The following is a 24,307-nucleotide window of genomic DNA, read 5'->3' on the forward strand; positions in this document are numbered from 1 at the left end:
GCCCCGGGAGGCTCCGGCCGGTGGTGGTCAGCCCCGCAGGCGCCGCCCCAGGCTCGGGGCCGCGCTGATCAGGACGGTCAGGACGATCGCCGCGAGCACGCCCTGCCAGGGCTCCTCGAACAGCGAGCCTCCGAGGACACCGATCAACTGGTACGTAAACGCCCAGGCCAGGCAGGCCGGCAGGTTGCCGCGGACGAAGCGGCGCAAGGGCCACTCGGCGATCAGGCAGGCCAGCATCACCGGAAGGCGCCCCGCCGGAATCAGCCGGGACAGCACCAGCACCGTCACGTCGTGCTCGGCGAGCTTGGTCTGTGCCTGTGCCAGCCGGTCCTCCGGCGCCCGCGCCCGGATCGCCTCCAGCCAGCGCGAACCGTTCCGCGACCGCATCCCGCGCTGCCCCAGCCAGTACAGGGCGACGTCCCCGAGGAACGCGGCCAGGGACGCCGTCGCGAACACCAGCACCATCGAGAGCGGCGCCATCCGGTGGAAGGCGACCACCGTCGCCGAACTCACGAGCGCCCCCGTCGGCACCACCGGCACCAGCGCCCCGATCAGCACCAACAGGAACAGCGAGGGATACCCGATCGCCTGCTGGGTGGACTCCGGAACCACGGTCACCGGCACGGCGAATATCGAGACAGGGGCGGCAGGGGCGGCCAGGGCGGCCAACGAGGCCAGGGCCGACACGGGCGCACCGGCCGCCTGTATCAGGGCGGCGGGCAGAATCACCGCGGGCCTCCCAGACGCACCCTCTCCCCGTGCCCCAGCCGGTGCACCGGCACCCCGGGTGCCTGCTGGGCCGCCCGCCGTACGAATTCGTCGCCCGGCGAGTGGAACTCGTGCGGACGCACGGCGTCCATGCCGATCGGCCAGTACGTGCCGTAGTGCACCGGCACCGCGCTGCGCGCCTCGAGCCGGGCCAGCGCCTCGGCCGCGCGCGCCGCGTCCAGGTGCCCCTCACCGAGGTACGGGCCCCAGCCGCCCACCGGCAGCAGTGCCACGTCGACCGGCCCGACCTCCTTGGCCATCGTGTCGAACAGGCCGGTGTCGCCCGCGAAGTACGTGCGCGCCTCGCCCTCCACGACGTAGCCGAGCGCGGGGGAGCGGTGCGGTCCGAGCGGCAGCCGCCGCCCGTCGTGCCGGGCGGTCACGGCCCGTACGGCCAGGCCGCCGACCGTCAGCACGTCGCCGGGTGCCACCTCGCTCACCTCGAGGTGCGTGAGCCGGCGCAGCCCCGGCACCGCGCGGCGTGCGCCCCGGGGCACGAGCAGGCGCGTGCCCGGGGCGAGCAGCGCCAGCGAGGGCAGATGCAGATGATCGGCGTGCAGATGGGAGACCAGCGCCACGTCCGCGTGCCGGGCGCCCGGCGGTGGCACGGCACCGCGCCGCCGCCGCAGATGCGCGAGGCGGCGGGCGAACAGGGGATCGGTGAGCACGCGGGTGTGCGAGTCCTCGACCGTGCAGGTGGCGTGCCCCCACCAGGTGATCTCCACCGGCACCTCTCCGCCTCCCTCCGCGACTCCCCGAAGCCTACGCGCAGGAGTAGGGTCGGCGGCGCAGTCCGGAGGTGAGGGGGCGCCATGGGGGCGGTGCGGGTGACGGCGATCGCGAGTCTGACACCGCTGGCGGAACTGGACGCCGACCCCTTCCTCGTGGACTCCCGCAGTCAGCACGAGATGTGCGCCCACTGGGCCCGCGAACGCGGCTACGTGGTGACCCGGGAGCTGCTGGTGCGGGGACTGCGCTGCGACCACGGTCTTCTGTGGGACGGCGTACGGCCGGGCGCCGATCTGTTCGTGGCGCCCAGCCGCCGGGTGCTGGAGAGCGCCCTGGCCTCCGTCGAGGAGTTCACCGCCGAGTGCGCGCGGCGCGGGGTACGGGTGGAGACCGTCGGCCGCGCCGAACCGTCGTACGACGCCGCGATGAAGGCCCGGGTGCACCGCCGCCTGTCCATGCCGACGGCCGGCTACGACGGCCGCTGAGCCGCCCCCGGCCCTTTTCCCGGGCCCTTCGGGGACGAATCGGCACTTCCGGGCGTTGTGGCAGGGTGGGTACGGGCAGGGGCCGGTTCGCGGGCCGTTCTGGCTGGTGGCGGCGACGAGCCGGGACGTGAGGTGGACTGGGCGTGGGTGGCGTGCGGTGGCGACGGGTCGCCAGTCAGATCGGGCGGAGCGTCACCGTGTGGGCGGTCGCCACCCTCACCATGCTGGTGCTCGCCGGCATCCTCCCCGACTTCCGGCTGCGCTCCGCCGACGGTGACAGCGCCACCGACATCGCGGTCACCGCCGCGCTCGGCGCCGGTGCCTTCGGTCTGCTGTCGGCGCTGGTGTGGCCGCTGCTGGTGCGGCTGCTGCTGCTCGTACCGGCACTCGTCCTCGGCCTGCTGGTGTTCTTCCTCAACGGCGCGCTGCTGCTGCTGGCGCTGCGGCTCAACCCGATCGAACGCGGGACCGCCGCGTGGGAGACCGCGGTCGTGGTCGCCGCCGTGATGTCCGCCGTCGCCTCCGCCACCGGAGCCGCCCTCGCCGTGCGCGACGACGACGCCTACCGCCGCCGCCTCTACCGGCTCGCCTACCGCCGCCGCGGCTCCGCACCGCCCGTCCCGGCCACCCACGGCACCGTCTTCCTGCAACTGGACGGTGTCGGCCACGACGTCCTGCTGCAGGCGGTCGACCGGGGCCTGATGCCGACCGTCGCCCGCTGGCTCGGCGCCGACGACACCCGTCCCCCCTCCCACCGCCTCACCTCCTGGCACACCGACTGGTCCAGCCAGACCGGCGCCAGTCAGCTCGCCATCCTGCACGGCAGCAACCACGACGTCCCCGCCTTCCGCTGGTACGAGAAGGACCGCCGGGAGGTGATGGTCTGCAACCGGCCCACCAGCGCCGTGGAGCTGCAGCGGCGGGCCGCCCGCCACGCCGGCCATGCCGGGCTGCTGGCCGCCGACGGCGCCAGCCGCGGCAACCTGTTCAGCGGCGGCGCCGGCGAACAGGCCCTGGTGCTGTCCATCACCGCACGCCGCCGCACCCGGGAGAACCGCTCCCGCTCGGGCTACTTCGCCTACTTCTCCGACCCGGCCAACGCCGTGCGCACCGCCCTGTCCTTCGGTGCCGAGGTGGTCCGCGAGATCGCCCAGTCCACCCGGGCCCGGTGGACCAAGCAGCTCCCCCGCGTGTCCCGCGGCGGGCTCTACCCGTTCGTGCGGGCCTTCGCGACCGTCGTCCAGCGGGACGTGGTCGTCGCCGCCGTCATGGGCGACCTGCTGGCCGGCCGCACCTCCGTCTACGCCGACCTGGTCGCCTACGACGAGGTGGCCCACCACTCCGGCCCCGCGAGCCGGGACGCCGAGAAGGTCCTGAAACGCCTCGACCGCTCCCTCGCCCTGATCGAGCACGTCGCCGGGCACGCCCCCCGTCCGTACCGGATCGTCGTCCTCTCCGACCACGGCCAGAGCCCCGGCGAGACCTTCCGCGCCCGCTACGGCCTCACCCTCGGCGACCTGGTCCGGGCCGGCTGCGGACTGCCCGTACCGCGCCGCGCGCGGCGCACCCACAGCGGCGCCGAGGCCCGCGCGGCGGTCCGGGCGGCACTGCACCGGCCGGTCGAGGAGGGCGTCGAGCAGTACCGTTCCCCGCGCGGCTCCGAGCCCGTCGTGCTGGCCTCCGGCAACCTCGGCCTGGTCTCCTTCCCGGACGTGCCGCACCGGATGAGCAAGGAGGAGATCGACGCCCGCCATCCGGCACTGCTGCCGACCCTCGCCAACCACCCCGGCATCGGCTTCCTGCTGGTGCGCAGCGAACGGCACGGCGGTGTCGTCCTCGGCGCGCACGGCGCGGAGATCCCCCTCGACGCACTCGGCGACGATCCCGGCCCCCTGGCCGCGTTCGGGCCGGGCGCCGCCGACGTCATACGCCGCACCCACTCCTTCCCGCACACCGCCGACATCATGGTCAACTCCTCCCACGACCCCGCCACCGGGGAGGTCCACGCCTTCGAGGAGCAGATCGGCTCCCACGGAGGCCTCGGCGGCGCCCAGTCCCACCCCTTCCTGCTGTCCCCGGTCGCGCTGTCCCCGCCGGTCGCCGACGGAACCGAACTCGTCGGTGCCGAACACGTCCACCGGGTACTGCGCCGCTGGCTGGCCGAGTCCGGTGACTTCGCCCGGCCGACCCGTCCCGGCCAGGAACGCGCGGCTTGACCCCGGGCGAGCCGGTCTTCCGGGTGAGGGGCCGGTCCTGCGGGTGAGTCGAGCCGTAGTGTGATCGGATGGGGTCGGGAATCCCGGTGGCCCGGGCGGCCCCGGACAGAGCACGGACCGGACACACGGCCGGACATTTTCGAAAGGATGCGTCATGGCAGCCACGCGCTCCGCACACACCGTTTGGGAAGGCAACCTCTTCAAGGGCAGCGGGGTCGTCACCTTCGACTCCTCCGGCAGCATCGGTGAGCAGCCGGTCACCTGGGCGTCGCGAGCGGAGGAGGCGAACGGCAGGACCAGCCCCGAGGAGCTGATCGCCGCCGCGCACTCCAGCTGCTACTCGATGGCCTTCTCCAACATCCTCGACAAGGCCGGCAACCCGCCGACCCGCCTGGTGACCTCCGCCGACGTCACCTTCGTGCCCGGTGAGGGCATCACCGGGATCCACCTCACCGTCGAGGCCACCGTCCCCGGCCTGGACGAGGCGGCCTTCCAGTCCGCGGCCGAGGACGCCAAGGTCAACTGCCCGGTCAGCCAGGCGCTGAAGGGCACCGAGATCACGCTGACGGCGAAGCTCTCCTGACCCGTCGGCCCCTCCGCAGTACACCGCAGGCCGCCCCGACGGGGCGGCCTGCGCCGTGTGGCCGCCTGAACGAGCGGTTGACAAACGGCCCACGTAAACTGTTGACAACAGCCCACTCAAGTTTTGTGCTGGAAACCTTGAGGTCCGAAGAGGTGTGCCCTGGCGGAAGGGGACAGCGATGGGACGTGCGGTCGGAATCGACCTGGGAACCACGAACTCGGTGGTGGCCGTGCTGGAGGGCGGTGAGCCGACCGTCGTCGCCAACGCGGAGGGCTCGCGGACCACCCCCTCGGTGGTGGCCTTCGCCAAGAACGGCGAGGTGCTCGTCGGCGAGGTCGCCAAACGGCAGGCCGTGACGAACGTCGACCGCACCGCCCGCTCGGTCAAGCGGCACATGGGCGACAGCCAGTGGCACTTCCCCGAGCAGGGCTCGGTGGACGGCACCCGCTACCGGGCGCAGGAACTGTCCGCCCGGGTGCTGCAGAAGCTGAAGCGGGACGCGGAGTCCTACCTGGGCGAAGACATCACGGACGCCGTGATCACCGTCCCGGCGTACTTCGACGACGCCCAGCGGCAGGCCACCAAGGAGGCCGGGGAGGTCGCCGGGCTGAAGGTCCTGCGGATCATCAACGAGCCCACGGCGGCGGCCCTCGCGTACGGCCTGGACAAGGAGAACGAGCAGACCGTCCTCGTCTTCGACCTGGGCGGCGGCACCTTCGACGTGTCGCTCCTGGAGATGGGCGACGGAGTCATCGAGGTGAAGGCCACCAACGGTGACACCCACCTCGGCGGCGACGACTGGGACCAGCGCCTCCTCGACCATCTCGCCCAGCGCTTCAAGAACCAGTACGGCATCGACCTGGCGCAGGACAAGATGGCCGTGCAACGGCTGCGGGAGGCCGCCGAGAAGGCCAAGATTGAGCTGTCCTCCTCCTCCGAGACCACGATCAACCTGCCCTACATCACGGCCTCCGCCGACGGCCCGCTGCACCTGGACGAGAAACTCACCCGGGCCCAGTTCCAGGAACTCACCGCCGACCTGCTGGAGCGCTGCAAGACGCCCTTCCACCAGGCCGTCAAGGACGCCGGCGTCAAGCTCTCCGCGGTCGACCACGTCATCCTCGTCGGCGGCTCCACCCGGATGCCCGCCGTGACCGACCTGGTCCGCGAACTCACCGGGAAGGACCCGCACAAGGGCGTCAACCCGGACGAGGTCGTCGCCGTAGGAGCGTCCCTCCAGGCGGGTGTCATCCGCGGCGACGTGAAGGACGTGCTGCTGCTCGACGTCACCCCGCTGTCCCTCGGCATCGAGACCAAGGGCGGCATCATGACCAAACTGATCGAACGCAACACCACCATCCCGACCCGGCGTTCGGAGACCTTCACCACGGCCACCGACAACCAGCCCTCGGTCGGTATCCAGGTCTACCAGGGCGAACGCGAGATCGCGGCGTACAACAAGAAGCTCGGCGTCTTCGACCTGACCGGTCTGCCCCCGGCGCCGCGCGGCGTCCCGCAGATCGAGGTGGCCTTCGACATCGACGCCAACGGCATCATGCACGTCTCCGCCAAGGACCTCGCCACCGGCCGGGAACAGAAGATGACCGTCACCGGCGGCTCGGCGCTGCCCAAGGACGACATCGACCGCATGATGCGCGAGGCCGAGCAGTACGCCGACGAGGACCGCAAGCGCCGCGAAGCCGCCGAAACCCGTAACCAGGCCGAGCAACTCGTCTACCAGACCGAGAAGTTCATCCGGGACAACGGTGACCGGATCCCCGCGGAAACCAAGTCCGAGGTCGAGGGCGCCGTCGCGGAGCTCAAGCCCCTGCTGGAGCAGTCCGCCGACACGGCCGCCCTGCGCGCCGGCGTCGAGAAACTCGCCGCGGTCAGCCAGAAGATGGGCCAGGCGATGTACGCCCAGGCCGACCAGACGTCCACCGGCGACGCCGGGCAGCACACCGCGCCGCAGGAGGAGGAGGGCGTCGTCGACGCGGAGATCGTCGACGACGAGAAGGACGGAGGTGACGGGGACCGCGGGAAGGAGGGGCGCGGTGCTCAGTAGCCGTCCCGGAACTCCCGCAGCAGCTTCTGGGTGTGCTGGGTGGTGGCGGCCCGCGCCACCATGTGGTCCAGGACCTCCAGGTGCGCCGAGACCTCCTTGCGGGAGTCCAGATACAGGGCACCGGTCAGATACTCGGTGAACACCATGTCCGGCAGCTCCGGCTCGGCGAAACGGAACAGCGAGAACGGCGCGTACGTCCCCGGGTGCGGGCCGTCGGCGAACTCGGCGACCTGGACGGTGATCCGGTCCCGCTCGGACCACTCCAGCAGCTTGTCGAACTGGTCGCGCATCACCCGGCCGTCCACGCTCACCGGCCTGCGCAGCACCGTCTCCTCGATGATCACCCACAGGTGGGGCGGATCCGGCCGTTCGAGGAGCCGCTGCCGCTCCAGACGCAGCGACACATGCCGCTCGACCGCCTCCGGCCCCTGGTTCCCGATCGTCCCGGCCTCCAGGACGGCACGTGCGTAGTCCTCCGTCTGCAGCAGCCCCGGCACGAAGTGCGGCTCGTAGGACCGGATGATGCGAGCGGCGCCCTCGAGGCTCACGTACAGGCTGAACCAGTCGGGCAGCACGTCGTGGAACCGCTGCCACCAGCCCGGACGGTTCGCGTCCTCCGCGAGCCCGATGAACGCGGCCGCCTCGCTCTGCCGCACCCCGTAGGCCGTCAGCAGGATCTGGACGTACGGGATCTTCAGCGCGACCTCGGCCGTCTCCATCCGCCGTACGGTCGCGGGGGCCACCCGCAGGACCCGGGCGGCCTCCTCACGGGTGAGGCCCGCCGTCTCCCGCAGTTCCTGCAGCCGCCTGCCGAGCACCACCTGGCCCACGGTGGGTGCGGCCCGCCGTTCACTCACGCCACGTCTCCCCAACGCCCCCGGACACCGGTTCAGTCTGCCATGCCGCACCGACCCTCTCACGGGTCGCGGACCGGCGCCCCCGCTCCGGACGATCCCGGTCCTCGGCCGGGAGGACACCGTACGGGGGAGCCGCACCGCCTTGACCAGGACCTCGCGGCTCCTCCTGTGGCACGCTGGGACAGAGCCCCGCCACCGCAGGAACCGGCCCGCAGGGGACCGAGGAGGAGCGCGCCCATGTCCGACGAACCGCTGTCGCCGAAGGAGATCGAGGAGCGGCTGGCCGACCTGCCGGGCTGGGCGCTCGACGGCGGCCGCCTCACCCGTTCCTACCGGCTCGGCTCCCACTTCGCGGCGACGGCGATGGTCGTCCACGTCGCCCAGGTGCAGGAGGAGCTGAACCACCACTCCGACCTCACCCTCGGCTACAACACCGTGTCCCTGGCCGTCCAGACGCACAGCGCGGGCGGCGCCGTCACCGAGAAGGACCTCGAACTGGCGCGTAGAGTACAGGACTTGGTGCCCTCTCACGGTGCACACTGAGGTGTGTGCTCGACTACGACGAGGAAGCGGAACGGTACGACGCCTCACGCGGCGGTGAGCCCCGGGCCGCCGCGGCCGCGGAGGCGGTACTGGACCTGATACCGGTCGGCGCGCGGGATCTGCTGGACATGGCCTGCGGCACCGGCATCGTGACCCGGCGCTTCCCCGCCGCCCGGGACGGCCTGCGCGTGACCGGTGTCGACCTCGCGTCGGCGATGGCCCGGAGGGCGGCGGCCCGACTGCCCGGCGCCGTGGTCCGCGCCGACGGCCGCCGGCTGCCGTTCGGCGACGCCCGGTTCGACGCCGTCGTCAGCGTGTGGCTGCTGCACCTGGTGTCCGGCCCGGAGGACGTGCGGGCCCTCATCGGCGAGTGCGCCAGGGTCCTGCGGCCCGGCGGGGTGTACGTCACCACCGTCGACAAGGGCGCCTCGCACCGTGTGGGCAGCGACATCGACGCCGTCCTCGCCGCCCGCCCGCGCAGCCCGGTGCACGACGCCGCCGCAGACGTGACGGCCCGCGCCGCCGAACACGGCCTGGTCCCGGCCGGACAGGCCGTGTTCCGGGGCCACGGTCAGGGCCGCAGCCCCCGCCGCACCATCGCCGACCTGCGCCGCGGCTGGTTCGTCACCCTGCCCCCGGGCGACCCCCGCGCCGACGGCTTCGCCACCGCCCTCGCCGCCCTCCCCGACCAGGACCGTCCCCGCCCGGACCCGGTCTTCCGACTACGGGCGTTCCGGAAGCCGCCGGTGCCCGGGGACGGGTGAACTCCCCTGCGGAGTACGGCAACCCGGGTGGGGCCGGTGGCGACTGAGAGACGGAATCCATTCGTCCTCTCTGGAGGTCCGTCTCGTGCAGCATCCCCACAGGCAACGCGGACGCCGGTTCGCCCTTCCCGCGGTCCTCACCGCCGCGGCCCTCGCCGGGGCCGGGCTCACCGGCCTCGGCACCGGTACCGCCGAGGCCGCCACCACACGGCAGGTCGAGAGGCTCGACCGGGGCGTCGTCAGCGTGTACAACGGCAGCGGCAATCTGGTCAGTTGGCGCTGGCTCGGCACCGACCCGGGCAACGTCTCCTTCAACGTCTACCGGGCCGGTACGAAGGTCAACTCCAGCCCGATCACCGGCTCCACCACGTTCTTCCACTCCGGCGCCCCCTCCCACGCCGACTACACCGTCCGCGCCGTCGTGAACGGCGTCGAGCAGGGCGACTGGCGCGAGGAGGTCGTCTGGCGCACCGGTGACAACACCGCGCTGCGCATCTACTCCACCCCGCACGACACCGACATCAGGATCACCACCCTGCTGCACGACACCCTGTACCGCACCGCGCTGGCCTGGCAGAACACGGCCTACAACCAGCCGCCGCACACCGGCTTCTTCATCGGCGCCAACATGCCGACCCCGCCCCGGCCGGCGGTCTACACACCCTGAGAACCGAGAGCCCGGATCACGGGGCACGTGCCGCGAGCGCGGCACGTGCCCCGTGTGGGTTGTCCCGCCGGATCACGTCACCGTGCAGGCCCGTCCGTCCAGTTCGAAGGCGGCCGGTTCCGTGTTCGTCGCCGAACGGCTCGCCGTGAAGCCGAAACCGACCGACGAGCCCGCCGCGGCGGTGCCGTTCCAGTCGGTGTTGCGCACCGTCACCGCCGAACCGGACTGTGTGTGGGCCCCGTTCCAGAGCTGGGACACCCGCTGACCGTCCGGGAACGACCAGGTCAGCGACCAGCCGTTCCAGGCGTTCGACCCGGTGTTGGTCACCTGGACCTGGGCATGGAAACCGTCGGGCCACTGGTTGGTGATCTCGTAGGACACGGCGCAGGCGCCCGTCGGCCCCGGATCCGGGCCGGGATCGGTGCCTCCGCCGCCGTCGTCCCCGCCCCCGGTGGCCGAGGTGTCGCCGTAGACGATGCCGCGGCCGTTGGTCGCCACGTACACCCTGCCGTACACCCGTGGGTCACCGGTGATCGCCGCACCCGTCCAACCCCACTGGTGGGCATCGTCGTTGATGCGGGTCCAGCTCTCGCCCCGGTCCGTGGAGCGGAAGATGCCGCGCACCCCGTCGATCTTCGCGCTGGTGAAGAGCGTCTGGTACGAGGCGCCCGGCGCCGCCTTGCCGAAGCCGATGGTGTCGGCCTCGTCGACGCCCCGCAGTGCGGTGAAGCTCTTCCCGCCGTCGGTGGAGTGCCACAGCCCGTACGCACCGTCGCTCGCCCCGCCGGCCAGCCAGATGTCGCCCTCGGCGCCCGGCAGCGCCTTGAACCGCACGCTGCCATCGCTCGGCAGCCCGGTCGCGGGGGACGCGGTGAAGGTGGCGCCGCCGTCCGTACTGACGTAGAACTTCCCGGACTTGAAGCCGTAGAACGTCTTCGGGTTCACCCGGTCGGACTCGACGACCGCTCCCTCGGGGATGCCGCTCGACGCCGACCACGACGTGCCGAAGCCGGTGGTGTGGTGCACCCCGGCGCCCTGCGGGCTCCACACGAAGCGGCTGCCGTCGGCGCCCGCCGCGACCGTGCCGCCGCCGCTGACGCCCGAAGGGTCCGTGCCCGCGAACCAGTTGGCGCCGTTGTCGGTCGAGAACGCGATGTGCGGGCCCGAGTCCAGATCCCCCGCCCGGACCACCGTGCCGGGGTTGCTCTCGGCGAAGTCCAGGCTGGTGGTGGAGGTGAAGTTGGGCTGGGTGAACATCATCGACGGAACCTTCGTCAGGTCCGTGTGCCGGAAGCCGCCGATGTCACCGAGCGCGCTGAGCAGCGGGGCGCCCGACGGGGGAGAGGCGAGGTCGTTGACCGCCGTCTCCTCCAGCCCGCGCACCATCGGGGTGATGGTGAACGTCGATCCGCTGTCCCAGCGGGTGAGGTCCTCGGTGCCGTAGATCGTCGCGCCCGTCCCGTACATCATGCGGTCCGAGTCGAACGGGTCGATCTCCAGCGCCTCGGTCATCCACCCCAGTTTCGGGGTCTGCTCGGGCGGTGACGGGTGGGCGCCCCAGGTCAGCCACGGTACGGACGAGACGTCCATGGTGTAGCGGTTCTCCCGGTTCGGGTACGAGGTGTAGTCCCATGCCCGGGTCCAGGTCGCACCGCTGTCCGTGGAGCGGAAGATCTGGGTGTCCGGCCACCAGGAGCTGTATGCCGTCGCCATGACCGTGCCCGGCCGCTGCCGGTCCACCGTCAGCCCGCTGAAGCCGTAGTAGGTGTCGGCCTCCGCCACCGGGCTGATGTCCGTCCAGGTGCCGGCCGCCGTGGCGTACCGGTACAGGCGGCCCTTGCCGCCGTCGTACGGGCCGCCGGTGTCGCTGTAGGCCAGGTACAGGTGGCCGTTCTCGGCGTCGAGGACGCCCTTGTGGGCCAGGTGGCCCGTCGGCTGGCCGGCAAGGCGCTGCCAGGTCGCGCCCGCGTCCGTCGAACGGTAGACGGCGTTCTCCTTGTCGGCGACCCCGACGTAGATCGTCCTGGTCGCACTTCCCGGCGTGCCCGTGGACTCGTCGTAGGTGACCCAGACGACGCCCTGGTTGTCACTGGCGTATCCGGAGGTGTCGCCCGGATCCTGCACGTAGTTGCCCGGGTTGGGGAAGGCCGTCACCTGCGACCAGCTCGCCCCCGAGTCGGTCGACCGCCACAGCCCTTTGCCGCTGGGCGCGCCCAGGTACAGCACGCTGTTGCGGTGGGGGTCGACCGCCAGGCGTTCCCCCATGCCCCGCCCCGGCATGTTCCCGCCCAGCTTGAACGGCAGGTCGGCCTTCCGCCAGCTCGCGCCCCGGTCGGTGGAACGCAGCACCGCGCCCTTCCCCGGGTCCCAGTCGTTGGTGTACGTGCCGACCGCCGCGTACACCCGGTCGGGGTCGGCGGAGTCGGAGGCGATGCTGACCACGCCCGTGTGGCCCCAGTCGTCCCAGCCGACCGAGTCCAGCAGCGGGGTCCAGGTCTTCGTCGACTCCTGCCACCGGTAGGCGCCGCCGATGTCGGTGCGGGCGTAGGCCAGGTTCTTCTCAGTGCGGTTGAAGACGATGCCGGGCACGAAGCCGCCGCCGTCGATGCGGGCGTTCTTCCAGGTGTAGGTGTCGGCGGCGAGGGCGGTGGCCGGCTCCGGGGCGCCGGCGGCCAGGGCGGGCGGGCCGCCCGTGAGCAGGCCGGCCGCCAGCGCGAGCACGGCCGTCAGGACGCGGGTTCTTCGCACGGTGAGGTCCTTCCTCAAAGTGGGGGGAGAGGGGAGAGAGGGAGCGTGCGAGGGCCGGGCGGGTCCCCCGTGCGCGAGGGGACCCGCCCGGCCGCCGTGGCCCCGGCGTCAGGTGCCGGGGCCGGCACACGGAGCGCCGGCGGGGGCTATTCGAGCAGCTCCGCGTACGAGCCCATGGCCAGGGCGATGTCGGCCTGGGCCCAGAACCGGTGGTACGTGAAGGTGGGCGCGGCCCCGCCCGCCAGATAGGACTCGATCTTCGACCAGGCCGGGTCGTCCCGGTAGAAGGAGCGGATCGAGTCGAACGTCGACGAGGCGTTGATCACGTCGCCGTTGGGCATGGTGCCGGTCCAGCCGCTGGGGACGTGGACCGGGTCGTCGAAGCGGTTGTAGTCGGTGCGGGTCTCCGGGACGGCGACGCCGAGGGCGTCCCGGTGGTGGGTCCACATGCCGTCGAGGAGCTTCTTCGCGGTGGCCGCGGCCTCGGTGTCACCGGAGCGGTCGGCGTAGTACGTCAGGGCCCTGGCGTACGCGCCCGCCACACCGACGTCGTTGGTGTAGTCGACGACGGTGACGTGCAGACCGTTGTTGGCACCGGGGCTCGTGGCGTTCCACGTGTCGGGCCTGCCCGACCAGCGGAGCGTCGACGGGATCCGGAAGGTGCCGTCCGGGTTGACCGTGGTCTCGGACAGCGTCCAGTCGACCCACTTGTCGAGGACCGACTTGGCGAGCGCGTTGCCGGTCTGCTGGTACAGCTCGGCGACCCGCTCCATCGACCAGGCCTGGAAGCCGAACCACTGGTTGGACGGCGGGTCGTGGTAGACCGGCTTCTCGTCGTAGTACATGCCGTAGAAGGTCGGCGTGCCGGCCGGCGGTGTGGCGTACCGGCCCGCCCAGCTGTTGGTCGCGCCGCCCGCGATGCCGCCCTCGGAGGACTGCAGCCAGCGGTAGAACTCCAGCTGCCGCTGCATCGACTTGGCCCAGTCGTCCGCGCCGGTCGCCGACTTCGGCCTCAGCGGCGCGTAGGTGCTCAGCGCGTACGCGGCGAACGGGTTCTGGTAGCCGCCGTGCGCGTGGCTGGAGCCGATGCGCCAGGCCCAGCCCGCCGAGGAGTCGGTGGCACCGCCCCACGCGTAGTACCAGGACAGCAGGTAGTGCGAGGAGTCCTTGCCGGTGCCGGCCGGGCAGGACGACGGCCCCACACAGTTGCCGATCTTCTTGAAGTACTTGTCGAACATGGCGTAGCGCAGGTAGTCGCCCATCTTCGCGGCCTTGGAGACGGTCGCGGAGACCTCGGAGCCCTTGCCCTGCTCCTTGGCCCACTTGTCCGCCCAGTACGCGGCCTGCACGGCGCGCGCGTCGGCGTCCGGGGCGTTGGTGAACTTCCACTGCTTGGCGTACGAGGCGTCCTTGGTGAACAGGTCCAGGTAGCCGTTCTTCCCGCCGTACTTGAAGGCGTCGCAGGTGGGCTGCGGGACGGTCTCCCACACCGACTCCTGCGGGCCGCGCTGGAAGGTGTTGATGTAGGACGGGCCGGTCGCCGTCGGGCCGGCCTCGCACTTGCCCGGCTCGTTGCCGTAGCCGTAGACGTTGTCGACGTCCTGCAGCCAGTGCATGCCGTAGACCTCGTCCGTGCCGTAGGCGGACCTCAGCTCGGCCGCGATCGGGTCGGGACCGACCGGAGCACCCGTGTCGAGCGCGGACGGGTACTCGTTCGGGGTGTCGTACTCGGGCGCGTAGGTCGCCGGCTTCGAGGCGTTGTAGAAGGAGTTGGTCGGCTGGTCGGCGCGGGTCGGGATCATGTACCGCTCCATGATGTCCCAGGCCCCGTTGAACTTCGACCAGTCACCGGTCACCTTGCCGTACATGGCCTGCAGCCACAGCAGGTAGCTGTACGCCTCCGAGGTGGTCTCGTGACCGTGGTCCGGCGCCTCGACGATCAGCGTCTCGACCGAGTGGTACGGGATGCCCTCGGGCGAGAAGTAGCCGTTCGCCGGGTCGGTGACCTTGCCGTATAGCTCCAGGAAGCGCGCGTCGTACGTCTTCGTCGCGCCCAGCTGCGTCACCGTGACCGAGGCCTTGCCGTGCCCCGGTGCGGTGGACTCGAAGACCGCCGAGCCGGTGCCGGAGCCGTTGGCGGCGATGGTCACCTTCTGCGCGGTGTTCCAGTTCGACGGCGTGAAGGTGAGCGAGGCGCCCCCGGTGACCGACAGCCCCGAGTTACCGCTCGCACGGGTCGTCGTGACGGTCACGTTCCCACTCGGCTGCTTCGACAGCTTCACCTCGTACGTGCCCGACTCACCCTGCCGGACGCCCAGTTGGGAGGGGGTGGCCACCACGGCGGGGCCCGAGGCGACCGTGATGCCGACCGGGGTCGAGCTCGCGGAGGCCCCCATGCTGTCGTAGGCCTTCGCGACCAGTGAATGACTGCCCACGGTCAAGCCGGCGATCGAGAGGGTGAACGGTGCGCTGCTGTCCGTGCCCAGCAGCACGGTGTCGTCGTAGAACTCCACCTTGGTGATCGTGGCGCCGTCGGCCGCCGCCGCGGTCGCCGCGAGCGGGACGGTCTCCCCCTGGGTGTGGACGGAGCCGGCCTCGGGGCTGGTCAGCACGGCGATCGGCGGCTGGTGGGCACCGGTGCAGGCGGTGCCGTTGATCGCGAAGGACGTGGGTGCGGCGTTGGTGCCGCTGTAGGAGAACTGGGCGCCGGTCGTGACAGCGCCGCCGGCGGCGATCCGGGCGTTGTACCCGGCGTCCTTCACGATCACGGTCCTCCCGGACTGCGACCAGCTGCCGTTCCAGCCGTTCGCGAGCTTCTGGTTGCCCGCGTAGTCGTACGTCAGCGTCCAGCCGTCGATGGGGTCCGTGCCGCGGTTGGTGAGCGTCAGATCCGCGGTGAAGCCGGAGCCCCAGTCGTTCGTCCGGTAGTCCACGCTGCACTGAACAGCCGCAGCCTGAGCGGGAGTTGATCCTGAGGACAGCATCGTCAGCGGAAGCGCGAGAGCGGCCGCCGCGGCGGTCCACAGTCGCCGCGCACCGCGACGTCTTCTGGGTGGGGGGCGCATGGTGCTGGTTCCTCCTGCGACTCGGAGATGTCAAGCCTTGAACCAGTGGGAGCGCTCCCATAGTGGGGACGGGGCCCGGAGCGGTCAAGGCTTGTGGAGAGTCGAAAAGATTCGACGGCCCGAGTGGGGCGAAAGTCAGCAACCCCTCTGTTCTTTGCCGTCACTTGGCGCTAGCTTCATGGACACCAGTGGGAGCGGTTCCATCAGTCGACGCGTCCGTCACGGCGCGTCCGAACTGCAAGGAGTCGCTCATGCGACACCCCCCCCGCGTTCAGTACTTTTAGCCCCGCCCCAGCCTTGCGCGGTGGAGCACTCCGCCACCGCCTCCCCGAGGGACGCCGGCACCGGATCCGCGGTGTCCCGGCTCGACGGCGCCACCCGTACCCCCGACGCGGGGACAGCGCACTCCCGTGGGACCCCTCATGGCCGGTCCGGCCCCGAACGTCCCGGACCGCGGACCGGACCCCGTCCTGATCCTGAGCCCGAGGTACCCCCACGCCGTACGGCACCGGGCCGCGCGAGTCACGCGCGCCCCGACGGACAGCCCTCTTCGGACAGCCCCCTACGGATAGGAAACCCGCACTCATGAGTCGTACCAGAACCGCGCTCCTCGCTGCCACGGCACTGGTCGCCGGTGCCGCCGGGACGGCCTACGCCGCCGTTCCCGGCGCCGCCGGCGCCGCCGCCGTCCCCTGCACCGTCGACTACCAGGTGCAGAACCAGTGGGACACCGGCTTCACCGCGTCCGTGACGGTCACCAACCACGGCGCCGCCAAGTCGTCGTGGGCGGTGAAGTGGTCGTACGCCGGCAACCAGAAGATCACCAGCGGCTGGAACGCCAAGCTCACCCAGTCCGGCGCCGCCGTCACCGCCGCCAACGAGTCCTACAACGGCACGCTGGCCACCGGGGGTTCGGCGAGCTTCGGCTTCCAGGGCACCTACAGCGGTACCAACGCGATCCCGGCCGCCTTCACCCTCGACGGCGTGACCTGCAACGTCGACTCCGGCGGGCCCACCGACCCGCCGGGCCCGACCGACCCGCCGCCCCAGGGCGCCCGGGTCGACAACCCCTACGTCGGCGCCAAGGTGTACGTGAACCCCGAGTGGTCCGCGAAGGCCGCCGCCGAGCCGGGCGGCAGCCGCATCGCGAACCAGCCCACCGGTGTCTGGATGGACCGCACCGCCGCCATCAACGGGGCCAACGGCAAGATGGGTCTGCGTGCCCACCTCGACGAGGCCCTGCGGCAGAAGGGCTCGGGCGAACTCGTCTTCCAGGTGGTCATCTACAACCTGCCCGGCCGCGACTGCGCCGCGCTCGCCTCCAACGGCGAATTCGGCGCCACGGAGATCGACAAGTACAAGACGCAGTACATCGACCCGATCGCCAAGATCCTCGCCGACCCGAAGTACGCCTCGCTGCGGATCGTCACCACGGTCGAGATCGACTCGCTGCCCAACCTGGTCACCAACGTCTCCCCGCGGGCCACCGCCACGCCCAACTGCGACGTGATGAAGGCCAACGGCAACTACGTCAAGGGCGTGGGCTACGCCCTGAACAAGCTCGGTGACGTGCCCAACGTCTACAACTACGTGGACGCCGGCCACCACGGCTGGCTGGGCTGGGACGACAACTTCGGGGCCTCCGCGGAGATGTTCAAGCAGGCCGCCACCGCCGAGGGCGCGACCGTGGCCGACGTCCACGGCTTCATCGCCAACACCGCCAACTACAGCGCGCTGAAGGAGAACAACTTCTCGGTCGACCAGACCGTGGCCGGCAAGTCGGTGCGCGAGTCCAAGTGGGTCAGCTGGAACCGCTACGTCGACGAACTGTCGTACGCCAAGGCCCTGCGCGAGAAGCTGGTCTCGCTCGGCTTCGACTCGAAGATCGGCATGCTGATCGACACCTCCCGCAACGGCTGGGGCGGCACCGCCCGGCCCACCGGGCCCGGCGCCACGACCAGCGTGGACACCTACGTCGACGGCGGCCGCTACGACCGCCGGTTCAACACGGGCAACTGGTGCAACCAGAAGGGCGCGGGCCTCGGGGAGCGGCCGAAGGCCGCACCGGAGCCCGGGATCGACGCCTACGTGTGGATGAAGCCCCCGGGCGAGTCCGATGGCGCGAGCAAGGTCATCGACAACGACGAGGGCAAGGGTTTCGACCGGATGTGCGACCCGACGTACACGGGCAACCCGAGGAACGACAACAACATGTCGGGCGCCCTGCCGGACGCCCCGGTCTCCGGGCACTGGTTCTCCGCCCAGTTCCAGGAGCTGATGAGGAACGCGTACCCGCCGCTGTCCTGACCGGCTGACCCCTGGTCCGCCGGGGCCGAGGGACCGGGCCGCGCGCCCGGCCCCGGTCCCGGCGGACCGACCCGTTTCGGGAAACCGTTTTGCGGAAGCGGCAACATCACTGGCCTCCGCCCGGTGCGTCGGCGCACTCTGTCCGCATCCGAGCGGAGAGGCTGACCACCATGGCGCACCACCATCACCACCAGCACGACCACACGGGCACGGGCACGGACACCGAGATCGACTGGGCGGAGATGGCCGCCCTGCTCGAATCGGAGGCCGAACTGTTCACGCCCCTGTACGAACGGGCCCTCGGCTGGCTCGCGAAGGAGGTAACGGAACCGGGACTGATCGTGGACGCGGGCAGCGGGCCGGGTGTCATCTCGTGTCTGTTCGCCGAGGTCTTCGAGGGCGCCCGCATCGTGGCCGTCGACGGCTCCGCCCCGCTGCTGGAGCGGGCGGCGGAGCGCGCCGCCCGGTACGGCGTCGGCGACCGCTTCGACACCCTCGCCGGTGAACTTCCCGGCGTGCTCGACGAACTGGACTACCCCGCCGACCTGTTGTGGGCCAGCCGCAGCGTCCACCACCTGGGCGACCAGCGCGCCGCACTCGCCGCCTACGCCGCCCGGCTCGCGCCCGGCGGCACGCTGGCCGTGATGGAGGGCGGCCTGCCCACCCGGTACCTGCCGCGCGACATCGGCATCGGCCGGCCGGGGCTCCAGGCCCGCCTCGACGCCGTGCAGGCCGACTGGTTCACCCACATGCGCACCGAACTGACCGGCGCCGTCGCACACACCGAGGACTGGCCGGCGCTGCTGACCGCGGCCGGTCTGCACCACGCCCGCTCCCGCACCTTCCTCCTCGACCTTCCCGCCCCGGTCACGGACCGTGCCCGCGCCTACGTCGTCGCCACTCTGGGCTACGTCCGCGAGAGGCTCGCCGACGGTGTGGACGCCGAGGACCGCGCCACCCTCGACCGTCTCCTCGACCCGGACGACGCGGCGAGCCTGCACCACCGCCCCGATCTCTTCGTCCTCTCCGCCCACACCGTGCACACGGCGGTCCGGCCGGTCTAGACACCGACCGGACCGGCCACACGCGCGGCGGCCTCCCGGGCCGTGCAGCAGTACCGGGGGCCGCCGCGTTCCGTGCCTCGGAGGCCGGCGGGTCAGTTCAGCGTCGCCGGGTCCGGGCCCAGCCTGCGGCCCTCGTCGAGGGCGCTGATCGCCGCGAGGTCCTCGGTGTCCAGACTGAACCCGAAGACGTCGATGTTCTCCTTGATGCGGGACGGCGTCACCGACTTGGGGATGACGACGTTGCCGAGCTGGATGTGCCAGCGCAGCACGACCTGGGCGGGAGTACGGCCGTGCTTCTGCGCGATGGCCACGATCGCCGGGACCTCCAGCAGGCCCTTGCCCTGGCCCAGCGGCGACCAGGCCTCGGTGGCGATGCCCTGCTGCGCGTGGTACTCGCGGGCGGCGCGCTGCTGAAGATGCGGGTGCAGCTCGATCTGGTCGACCGCCGGCACGACCGACGTCTCGGCGATCAGGTGCTCCAGGTGCTCGCGCTGGAAGTTCGACACGCCGATGGCACGGACCCGGCCCTCGGCATAGAGCTTCTCGAACGCCCGGTACGTGTCGACGTAGCGGCCCCGGGCCGGCGTCGGCCAGTGGATGAGGTACAGATCCACATGGTCCAGCCCGAGCTTCGACAGGGACGCGTCGAAGGCGCGCAGGGTGGAGTCGTACCCGTGGTCGGTGTTCCAGAGCTTGGTGGTGACGAAGAGGTCCTCGCGGGGGACCCCCGAGGCCGCGATCGCCCTGCCCGTGCCCTCCTCGTTGCCGTACGCCGCCGCGGTGTCGATGCTGCGGTAGCCCGCCTCCAGTGCCGCCGCGACGGCCGTCTCGGCCTCCGCGTCCGGCACCTGCCAGACGCCGAAGCCCAGTTGGGGCATCTCGACGCCGTTGTTCAGGGTGATCGGGGGGACCTTGCTCACGAGCTCTCGATCCTTCGGGTTGTGATCGGATGACACGCCCATCGTCAACGATCACGGCTCCCGATGCATTCCGGACGGCACGATTCACGTGCGGTACGGCGCCTCCACCTCCTCCTTCTCGTACGCCTTCTCGATCGCTCTGCGCTTCAACCGGTCCCCGCCCGCCAGGATCGCCGCCGCCAGCGCGTGCGCCGCACCCTGCGCCGAGGGGCGCCGCCGGCCGTGCACCACCACGAAGTCCACCCGGCCCGGCTCCGGCAGCCCCGCCCGGTCCGGCATCCGCACCAGTCCCGGCGGGATCAGTCCGCGCGAGTGCACCATCACGCCGAGCCCGGCACGGGCCGCCGCGAGCAGGCCGTTGAGGCTGCCGCTGGTGCACACGATCCGCCACTCACGGCCCTGCCGCTCCAGCGCCCGCAGCGCGAGCTCCCGGGTGATGCCCGGCGGTGGATAGACGATCAGCGGCACCGGGCGGTTCGGTTCGAGGCGCAGCCCCTGTGCGCCGATCCACACCAACTCGTCGCGCCACACCAGCTCGCCCCGGGGATCCTTCGGCCGGCGCTTGGCCAGCACCAGGTCCAGCTCGCCCGCGGCCAGCTTCTCGTGCAGCGTGCCCGACAGCTCGACCGTGAGCTCCAGATCGACCTCCGGGTGCTCGTACCGGAACCGCTCCAGGATCTCCGGCAGCCTGGTCAGGACGAAGTCCTCCGACGCGCCGAACCGCAGTCGGCCGCGCAGCCGGGTGCCGGCGAAGAACTGCGCCGCCTGCTCGTGCACGTCCAGGATCCGCCGTGCGAAGCCGAGCATCGCCTCGCCGTCCTCGGTGAGCTCCACGGAGTGGGTGTCCCGGGTGAACAGCTGTCGCCCGGTGGCGTCCTCCAGGCGCCGCACGTGCTGGCTGACCGTCGACTGCCGCAGCCCGAGGCGCCGAGCGGCCCGGGTGAAGGACAGCGTGTGCGCCACGGCCAGGAACGTCCGCAGCTGCGTGGGGTCGTACATCTCGGTCTCGGCCACCCCGGCAGGTTATCGCGAAACGCGATGGCAGTGAGAGCGGTATACGGGATTCCCGATCACGGCGGGAGGGAGCAGGATGGAGAGGGGCTTCCCGTGCCCGCGCGGCGGAGCCTCGAAGGATTTCCGAGTGACTCGAAGAACCGGCCGCGTCGACGCATCGCCGAGCGACCCGGAGAGTCCCGGAGTGCCCCGAGTGAATGGAGCAAGTGAAGCACCGTGAAACGCCCGCACCGGCCGAGCCGGATGCCGATCGACCCGTACATCCTGCTCCTGCTGGGGACGGTGGGCCTGGCCGCACTGCTCCCGGCGCGCGGCACCGGCGCCGATCTCGCCTCCGGTGCCTCCACCGCCGCCATCGCCCTCCTCTTCTTCCTCTACGGCGCCCGGCTCTCCACCCGTGAGGCACTGGACGGACTGAGGCACTGGCGGCTCCACGGCACTGTCCTGGCCTGCACCTTCGTCGTCTTCCCGCTGCTCGGTCTGGCCGCCCGCGGGTTCGTCCCGGTCCTGCTGACCGACCCCCTGTACCAGGGCCTGCTCTTCCTCACGCTCGTCCCGTCCACCATCCAGTCGTCCATCGCCTTCACCTCCATCGCCCGCGGCAACGTGCCCGCCGCGATCTGCGCCGGCTCCTTCTCCTCACTCGTCGGCATCGTGGCGACCCCCTTGCTCGCGGCGGCGCTGCTGGGCGGGGGCGCCGGCGGGTTCTCCGCCGACTCGGTGACGAAGATCGTGCTGCAACTGCTGGTGCCGTTCGTCGCCGGGCAGGTGCTGCGCCGCTGGATCGGGGGGTTCGTCACCCGCCACCGCAAGGCGCTCGGACTGGTCGACCGGGGCTCGATCCTGCTCGTCGTCTACACCGCGTTCAGCCAGGGGATGGTGCGGGGCGTCTGGAGCCAGGTGAGCCCGGCCCGGCTGGGCGGCCTGCTCGCCGTCGAGGTCCTACTGCTCGCCGTGATGCTGCTGCTGACCTGGTACGGCGCCAAGGCGCTGAAGTTCGGCCGGGCGGACCGGATCGCGATCCAGTTCGCGGGTTCGAAGAAGTCCCTGGCCGCCGGACTGCCCATGGCGAGCGTGCTGTTCGGTGCGCAGGCCTCGCTGGCCGTGCTGCCGCTGATGCTGTTCCACCAGATGCAGCTGATGGTCTGCGCGGTGATCGCCAAACGCCGCTCACACGATGCCGACCCCCTCGGCGCGGGGACCGCCGAAGCCGTGGACGTCACCGTCCGGACCCCAGTCGGATCGTCACGAACCGGGGCCGGTACAGGGACACGTTCCGGCTGAGCGGCACCGCGGCGCCGGACGGCTCGAGCAGGTTGACGTCGTAGCTGAGCACCAGCCGTCCGTCGTCGCCCAGTTCCGGGTGGGTCTGCGGGTTGTAGGCGGCGGTCCCGCCCTCAGGCAGCGCGGGAGCGAACTCCTTCGCCGGCCCGTGCCACGGGCCGGCGGGGGAGCAGGACCAGTACGACGCCACCGTGCTCAGCCCCCTGGCGCCCGCGGCCATCGTGAACAGGACGTACGTCCCGCCGTCCCGCACCACGGAGAAGGCGCTGCCCACGCCGGTGCGGTGCCCGTCGCCGAGCACCGGGCGCGGGCGGGCTCGGGTCTGCCACGCCGAGCCGTTCCAGTACTCCCAGGCAGCCGGATCGGCGAGCCCGCCCGCCACGACCCGTGCCACGTACGCGTGGGAGGCCCCGCGGGAGACGGCCCGGCCGTCGTCGCCGCCGAAGACGTACGTCCAGCCGTCCTCCTCGACCAGGGTGGTGCCGAACAGGACCCGGCGGGACGGATCGGGGACGTTCCGCTGGTCGAGCACCTCCACCACCGACTCCAGGCGCAGATCGGGCAGGGAGAGCGTGGCGACCTCGGTGGCGGTGGGCACGCCGTAGATCCACGGGGGCTGCCCGGCCGTACGCACCCACAGCACGACCCGGACGACCCGCTCCGCGGAGCCGGGGGAGCGGGGCTCGACCCGGGCGGCGACCGGCCAGCGCCACCGGTCCGGCGCGGGGTCGGGGAAGAGCGGGGCGGGGAGGGTGGTCTCGAGCCGGCCGTCGCGCATCAGGACGGCGGAGTTGCGCACCAGCGGCGTGGCGGGGTCCCGCCAGGCGTGGGACTCGCCGGCCGGATTGGGCGGGCCGTGCACGCGGCCCAGGTAGGTGTCGGAGAACAGCCACAGCAGCCGGCCGTCGGGCAGCCGCACCGAGTGGGTGCCGTCGCCGCCCGTCCAGTCGTCGGTGCGTGCGGCGTCGTCGCCGTAGCGGGCGAACTCGGCGGTGAGGGTGTCCTCCGCCGCCCAGGAGGCCACGGTGTGCGGCGCGCAGGCGCCGTCGTTCCGCCCCCGGTCGTCGTCCTCCGGCAGGACGGAGACCAGCACGGCGCCGAGGAGCAGCGCCGTCGCCGCCGCGAGCAACAGGCGCGTCCTTGCCGCCGTCCTCCTCGGTACGCGTACTCCTGCGCGTTCCTCTTCTCGTACTTCTTCTCGTATGCGTGCTCGTGCTGTGTCGTCGGGCACGCTCCGGGACGTTAGTGGCCGGCGTGGCCCGGGTCCATGGTGCGGTGGTCACGCATCGAGGCGGGGCCCCCACGGCGCAGGGGGCGCTCCCCGCCGGGAGGGACCCCGCCGCCGTGCCGCGGGGAACCGGTCAGCCCTGGGCGACCGCGGTCCGCAGGACGATACGGTCCTCACCCGCGTACACGTTCATGGAACTGCCCCGCAGGAACCCCACGAGGGTCAGCCCCGTCTCCGCCGCCAGGTCCACGGCCAGCGAGGACGGCGCCGAGACGGCCGCCAGCACCGGGACGCCCGCCATGACCGCCTTCTGCGCCAGCTCGAAGGAGGCCCGGCCGGAGACCATCAGGACGGTCCGGGACAGCGGCAGGTTCCCGTTCTGCAGCGCGCGGCCGACCAGCTTGTCGACCGCGTTGTGCCGGCCCACGTCCTCCCGCACGTCCAGCAGCTCGCCGTCCTCGTCGAACAGGGCCGCCGCGTGCAGGCCGCCCGTCCGGTCGAAGACCCGCTGGGAGGCGCGCAGCCGGTCGGGCAGAGCGGCCAGCAGCTCCGGCGTGAGGCGCAGGGGCGGGCTGTCGGCGATCGGGTGGCGGGTCGTGGTGCGCACCGCGTCCAGACTCGCCTTGCCGCACAGACCGCAGGAGGAGGTCGTGTACACGTTGCGCTCGAGCGTGATGTCCGGGATCGCCACGCCCGGCGCGGTCTGCACATCGACCACGTTGTACGTGTTCGACCCGTCCACCGTGGCCCCCGCGCAGTACACGACGTTCCGCAGGTCGGAGCCGGCCGCCAGGACGCCCTCGCTGACCAGGAAGCCGACGGCCAGCGCGAAGTCGTCACCCGGGGTGCGCATCGTGATCGCCAGCGGCTTCCCGTTCAGCCGGACCTCCAGGGGCTCCTCGGTGACGAGCGTGTCCGGGCGGGTGGACACCACCCCGTCGCGGATGCGGACCACCTTGCGTCGTTCTGTGACTCGTCCCATGTCCCCAGTCCCTGGTCG

At 71.8% G+C, this 24,307-nt stretch carries 19 protein-coding genes and 1 pseudogene; 11 read left to right on the forward strand and 9 right to left on the reverse strand.

Annotated features, from left to right (window positions below):
- Positions 1-27 precede the first annotated feature (27 nt).
- Positions 28-633 carry a DedA family protein gene (locus DIZ27_RS00925; RefSeq protein WP_258308201.1) on the reverse strand — a complete coding sequence of 202 codons (606 nt, stop codon included), beginning with the start codon at positions 631-633 and terminating at the stop codon, positions 28-30.
- A gap of 92 nt (positions 634-725) precedes the next feature.
- The gene (locus tag DIZ27_RS00930; RefSeq protein ID WP_109376319.1) at positions 726-1,499 is read right to left on the reverse strand and encodes an MBL fold metallo-hydrolase; all 774 of its coding nucleotides are present in this window, start codon (positions 1,497-1,499) and stop codon (positions 726-728) included.
- Positions 1,500-1,580: 81 nt separating this feature from the next.
- Between DIZ27_RS00930 and DIZ27_RS00935 the strand changes: the two genes are divergently transcribed.
- From DIZ27_RS00935 to dnaK, 4 genes are all read left to right on the forward strand, one after another.
- Positions 1,581-1,982: a hypothetical protein gene (locus DIZ27_RS00935; RefSeq protein ID WP_109376320.1), complete on the forward strand. Its 402-nt coding sequence runs from the start codon at positions 1,581-1,583 to the stop codon at positions 1,980-1,982.
- Positions 1,983-2,179: 197 nt separating this feature from the next.
- Complete coding sequence (locus DIZ27_RS00940) at positions 2,180-4,198, forward strand: phage holin family protein (protein WP_181383347.1); 2,019 nt, start codon at positions 2,180-2,182, stop codon at positions 4,196-4,198.
- A 154-nt stretch (positions 4,199-4,352) separates the two neighbouring features.
- Entirely contained in the window at positions 4,353-4,781 is a 429-nt protein-coding gene (locus DIZ27_RS00945; protein WP_109376322.1) for an OsmC family protein, read from the forward strand.
- Between the two features lie 178 nt (positions 4,782-4,959).
- Positions 4,960-6,846, forward strand: a complete 1,887-nt coding sequence (gene dnaK / locus DIZ27_RS00950; protein WP_109376323.1) for a molecular chaperone DnaK — start codon at positions 4,960-4,962, stop codon at positions 6,844-6,846.
- Here the strand turns inward: dnaK and DIZ27_RS00955 are convergent.
- Positions 6,840-7,703, reverse strand: a complete 864-nt coding sequence (locus DIZ27_RS00955; RefSeq protein WP_109376324.1) for a helix-turn-helix transcriptional regulator — start codon at positions 7,701-7,703, stop codon at positions 6,840-6,842. The genes dnaK and DIZ27_RS00955 overlap by 7 nt on opposite strands.
- Before the next feature lie 237 nt (positions 7,704-7,940).
- On the opposite strand from DIZ27_RS00955, the gene DIZ27_RS00960 reads away from it, so the two are divergent.
- The 4 genes and pseudogenes from DIZ27_RS00960 to DIZ27_RS48660 all read left to right on the forward strand — a co-directional run bounded on the left by DIZ27_RS00960 (position 7,941) and on the right by DIZ27_RS48660 (position 9,677).
- On the forward strand, positions 7,941-8,246 hold the full coding sequence (locus tag DIZ27_RS00960; RefSeq protein ID WP_109376325.1) for a 4a-hydroxytetrahydrobiopterin dehydratase: 306 nt from the start codon (positions 7,941-7,943) through the stop codon (positions 8,244-8,246).
- 5 nt (positions 8,247-8,251) lie between these two features.
- Entirely contained in the window at positions 8,252-9,010 is a 759-nt protein-coding gene (locus DIZ27_RS00965) for a class I SAM-dependent methyltransferase (protein WP_109376326.1), read from the forward strand.
- A gap of 85 nt (positions 9,011-9,095) precedes the next feature.
- Positions 9,096-9,462 (forward strand): annotated as a pseudogene (locus tag DIZ27_RS48655) (rhamnogalacturonan lyase); the annotation flags it as partial.
- 41 nt (positions 9,463-9,503) lie between these two features.
- Entirely contained in the window at positions 9,504-9,677 is a 174-nt protein-coding gene (locus DIZ27_RS48660) for a hypothetical protein (RefSeq protein ID WP_375231923.1), read from the forward strand.
- Positions 9,678-9,749: 72 nt separating this feature from the next.
- On the opposite strand, the gene DIZ27_RS00975 is transcribed toward DIZ27_RS48660, so the two are convergent.
- Both DIZ27_RS00975 and DIZ27_RS00980 read right to left on the reverse strand, forming a co-directional pair.
- Entirely contained in the window at positions 9,750-12,425 is a 2,676-nt protein-coding gene (locus tag DIZ27_RS00975; protein WP_109376327.1) for a cellulose binding domain-containing protein, read from the reverse strand.
- Between the two features lie 146 nt (positions 12,426-12,571).
- The gene (locus DIZ27_RS00980; protein WP_109376328.1) at positions 12,572-15,490 is read right to left on the reverse strand and encodes a glycoside hydrolase family 48 protein; all 2,919 of its coding nucleotides are present in this window, start codon (positions 15,488-15,490) and stop codon (positions 12,572-12,574) included.
- 585 nt (positions 15,491-16,075) lie between these two features.
- Between DIZ27_RS00980 and DIZ27_RS00985 the strand changes: the two genes are divergently transcribed.
- Both DIZ27_RS00985 and DIZ27_RS00990 read left to right on the forward strand, forming a co-directional pair.
- The gene (locus DIZ27_RS00985; RefSeq protein WP_109376329.1) at positions 16,076-17,797 is read left to right on the forward strand and encodes a glycoside hydrolase family 6 protein; all 1,722 of its coding nucleotides are present in this window, start codon (positions 16,076-16,078) and stop codon (positions 17,795-17,797) included.
- Between the two features lie 170 nt (positions 17,798-17,967).
- Positions 17,968-18,861: a trans-aconitate 2-methyltransferase gene (locus DIZ27_RS00990; protein WP_109376330.1), complete on the forward strand. Its 894-nt coding sequence runs from the start codon at positions 17,968-17,970 to the stop codon at positions 18,859-18,861.
- 92 nt (positions 18,862-18,953) lie between these two features.
- On the opposite strand, the gene DIZ27_RS00995 is transcribed toward DIZ27_RS00990, so the two are convergent.
- Entirely contained in the window at positions 18,954-19,781 is an 828-nt protein-coding gene (locus DIZ27_RS00995; protein ID WP_307825007.1) for an aldo/keto reductase, read from the reverse strand.
- Between the two features lie 84 nt (positions 19,782-19,865).
- Positions 19,866-20,780 carry a LysR family transcriptional regulator gene (locus tag DIZ27_RS01000; protein WP_109376651.1) on the reverse strand — a complete coding sequence of 305 codons (915 nt, stop codon included), beginning with the start codon at positions 20,778-20,780 and terminating at the stop codon, positions 19,866-19,868.
- 258 nt (positions 20,781-21,038) lie between these two features.
- On the opposite strand from DIZ27_RS01000, the gene DIZ27_RS01005 reads away from it, so the two are divergent.
- Positions 21,039-22,079: a bile acid:sodium symporter family protein gene (locus DIZ27_RS01005; protein WP_109376332.1), complete on the forward strand. Its 1,041-nt coding sequence runs from the start codon at positions 21,039-21,041 to the stop codon at positions 22,077-22,079.
- Here DIZ27_RS01005 and DIZ27_RS01010 read toward each other — a convergent pair.
- Together DIZ27_RS01010 and fdhD are read right to left on the reverse strand one after the other, a co-directional pair.
- Entirely contained in the window at positions 22,015-23,208 is a 1,194-nt protein-coding gene (locus tag DIZ27_RS01010; RefSeq protein WP_258308174.1) for a DUF4185 domain-containing protein, read from the reverse strand. The genes DIZ27_RS01005 and DIZ27_RS01010 overlap by 65 nt on opposite strands.
- A gap of 232 nt (positions 23,209-23,440) precedes the next feature.
- Positions 23,441-24,289, reverse strand: coding sequence for a formate dehydrogenase accessory sulfurtransferase FdhD (gene fdhD, locus DIZ27_RS01015; RefSeq protein ID WP_109376333.1), 849 nt, complete (start codon positions 24,287-24,289; stop codon positions 23,441-23,443).
- Between the last annotated feature and the right edge of the window lie 18 nt (positions 24,290-24,307).

It is taken from the genome of Streptomyces sp. NWU339, assembly GCF_003143855.1.
Taxonomy (GTDB): Bacteria; Actinomycetota; Actinomycetes; order Streptomycetales; family Streptomycetaceae; genus Streptomyces.

Excerpts from the sequence above, each read along its gene's own strand:
- DIZ27_RS01005 (WP_109376332.1), top strand. The coding sequence starts at position 21,039 with ATGCCGATCGACCCGTACATCCTGCTCCTGCTGGGGACGGTGGGCCTG.
- fdhD (WP_109376333.1), bottom strand. The coding sequence starts at position 24,289 with ATGGGACGAGTCACAGAACGACGCAAGGTGGTCCGCATCCGCGACGGG.
- DIZ27_RS00985 (WP_109376329.1), top strand. The coding sequence starts at position 16,076 with ATGAGTCGTACCAGAACCGCGCTCCTCGCTGCCACGGCACTGGTCGCC.
- DIZ27_RS00980 (WP_109376328.1), bottom strand. The coding sequence starts at position 15,490 with ATGCGCCCCCCACCCAGAAGACGTCGCGGTGCGCGGCGACTGTGGACC.
- DIZ27_RS01000 (WP_109376651.1), bottom strand. The coding sequence starts at position 20,780 with ATGTACGACCCCACGCAGCTGCGGACGTTCCTGGCCGTGGCGCACACG.
- DIZ27_RS00990 (WP_109376330.1), top strand. The coding sequence starts at position 17,968 with ATGGCGCACCACCATCACCACCAGCACGACCACACGGGCACGGGCACG.
- DIZ27_RS00960 (WP_109376325.1), top strand. The coding sequence starts at position 7,941 with ATGTCCGACGAACCGCTGTCGCCGAAGGAGATCGAGGAGCGGCTGGCC.
- DIZ27_RS00945 (WP_109376322.1), top strand. The coding sequence starts at position 4,353 with ATGGCAGCCACGCGCTCCGCACACACCGTTTGGGAAGGCAACCTCTTC.
- DIZ27_RS00935 (WP_109376320.1), top strand. The coding sequence starts at position 1,581 with ATGGGGGCGGTGCGGGTGACGGCGATCGCGAGTCTGACACCGCTGGCG.
- dnaK (WP_109376323.1), top strand. The coding sequence starts at position 4,960 with ATGGGACGTGCGGTCGGAATCGACCTGGGAACCACGAACTCGGTGGTG.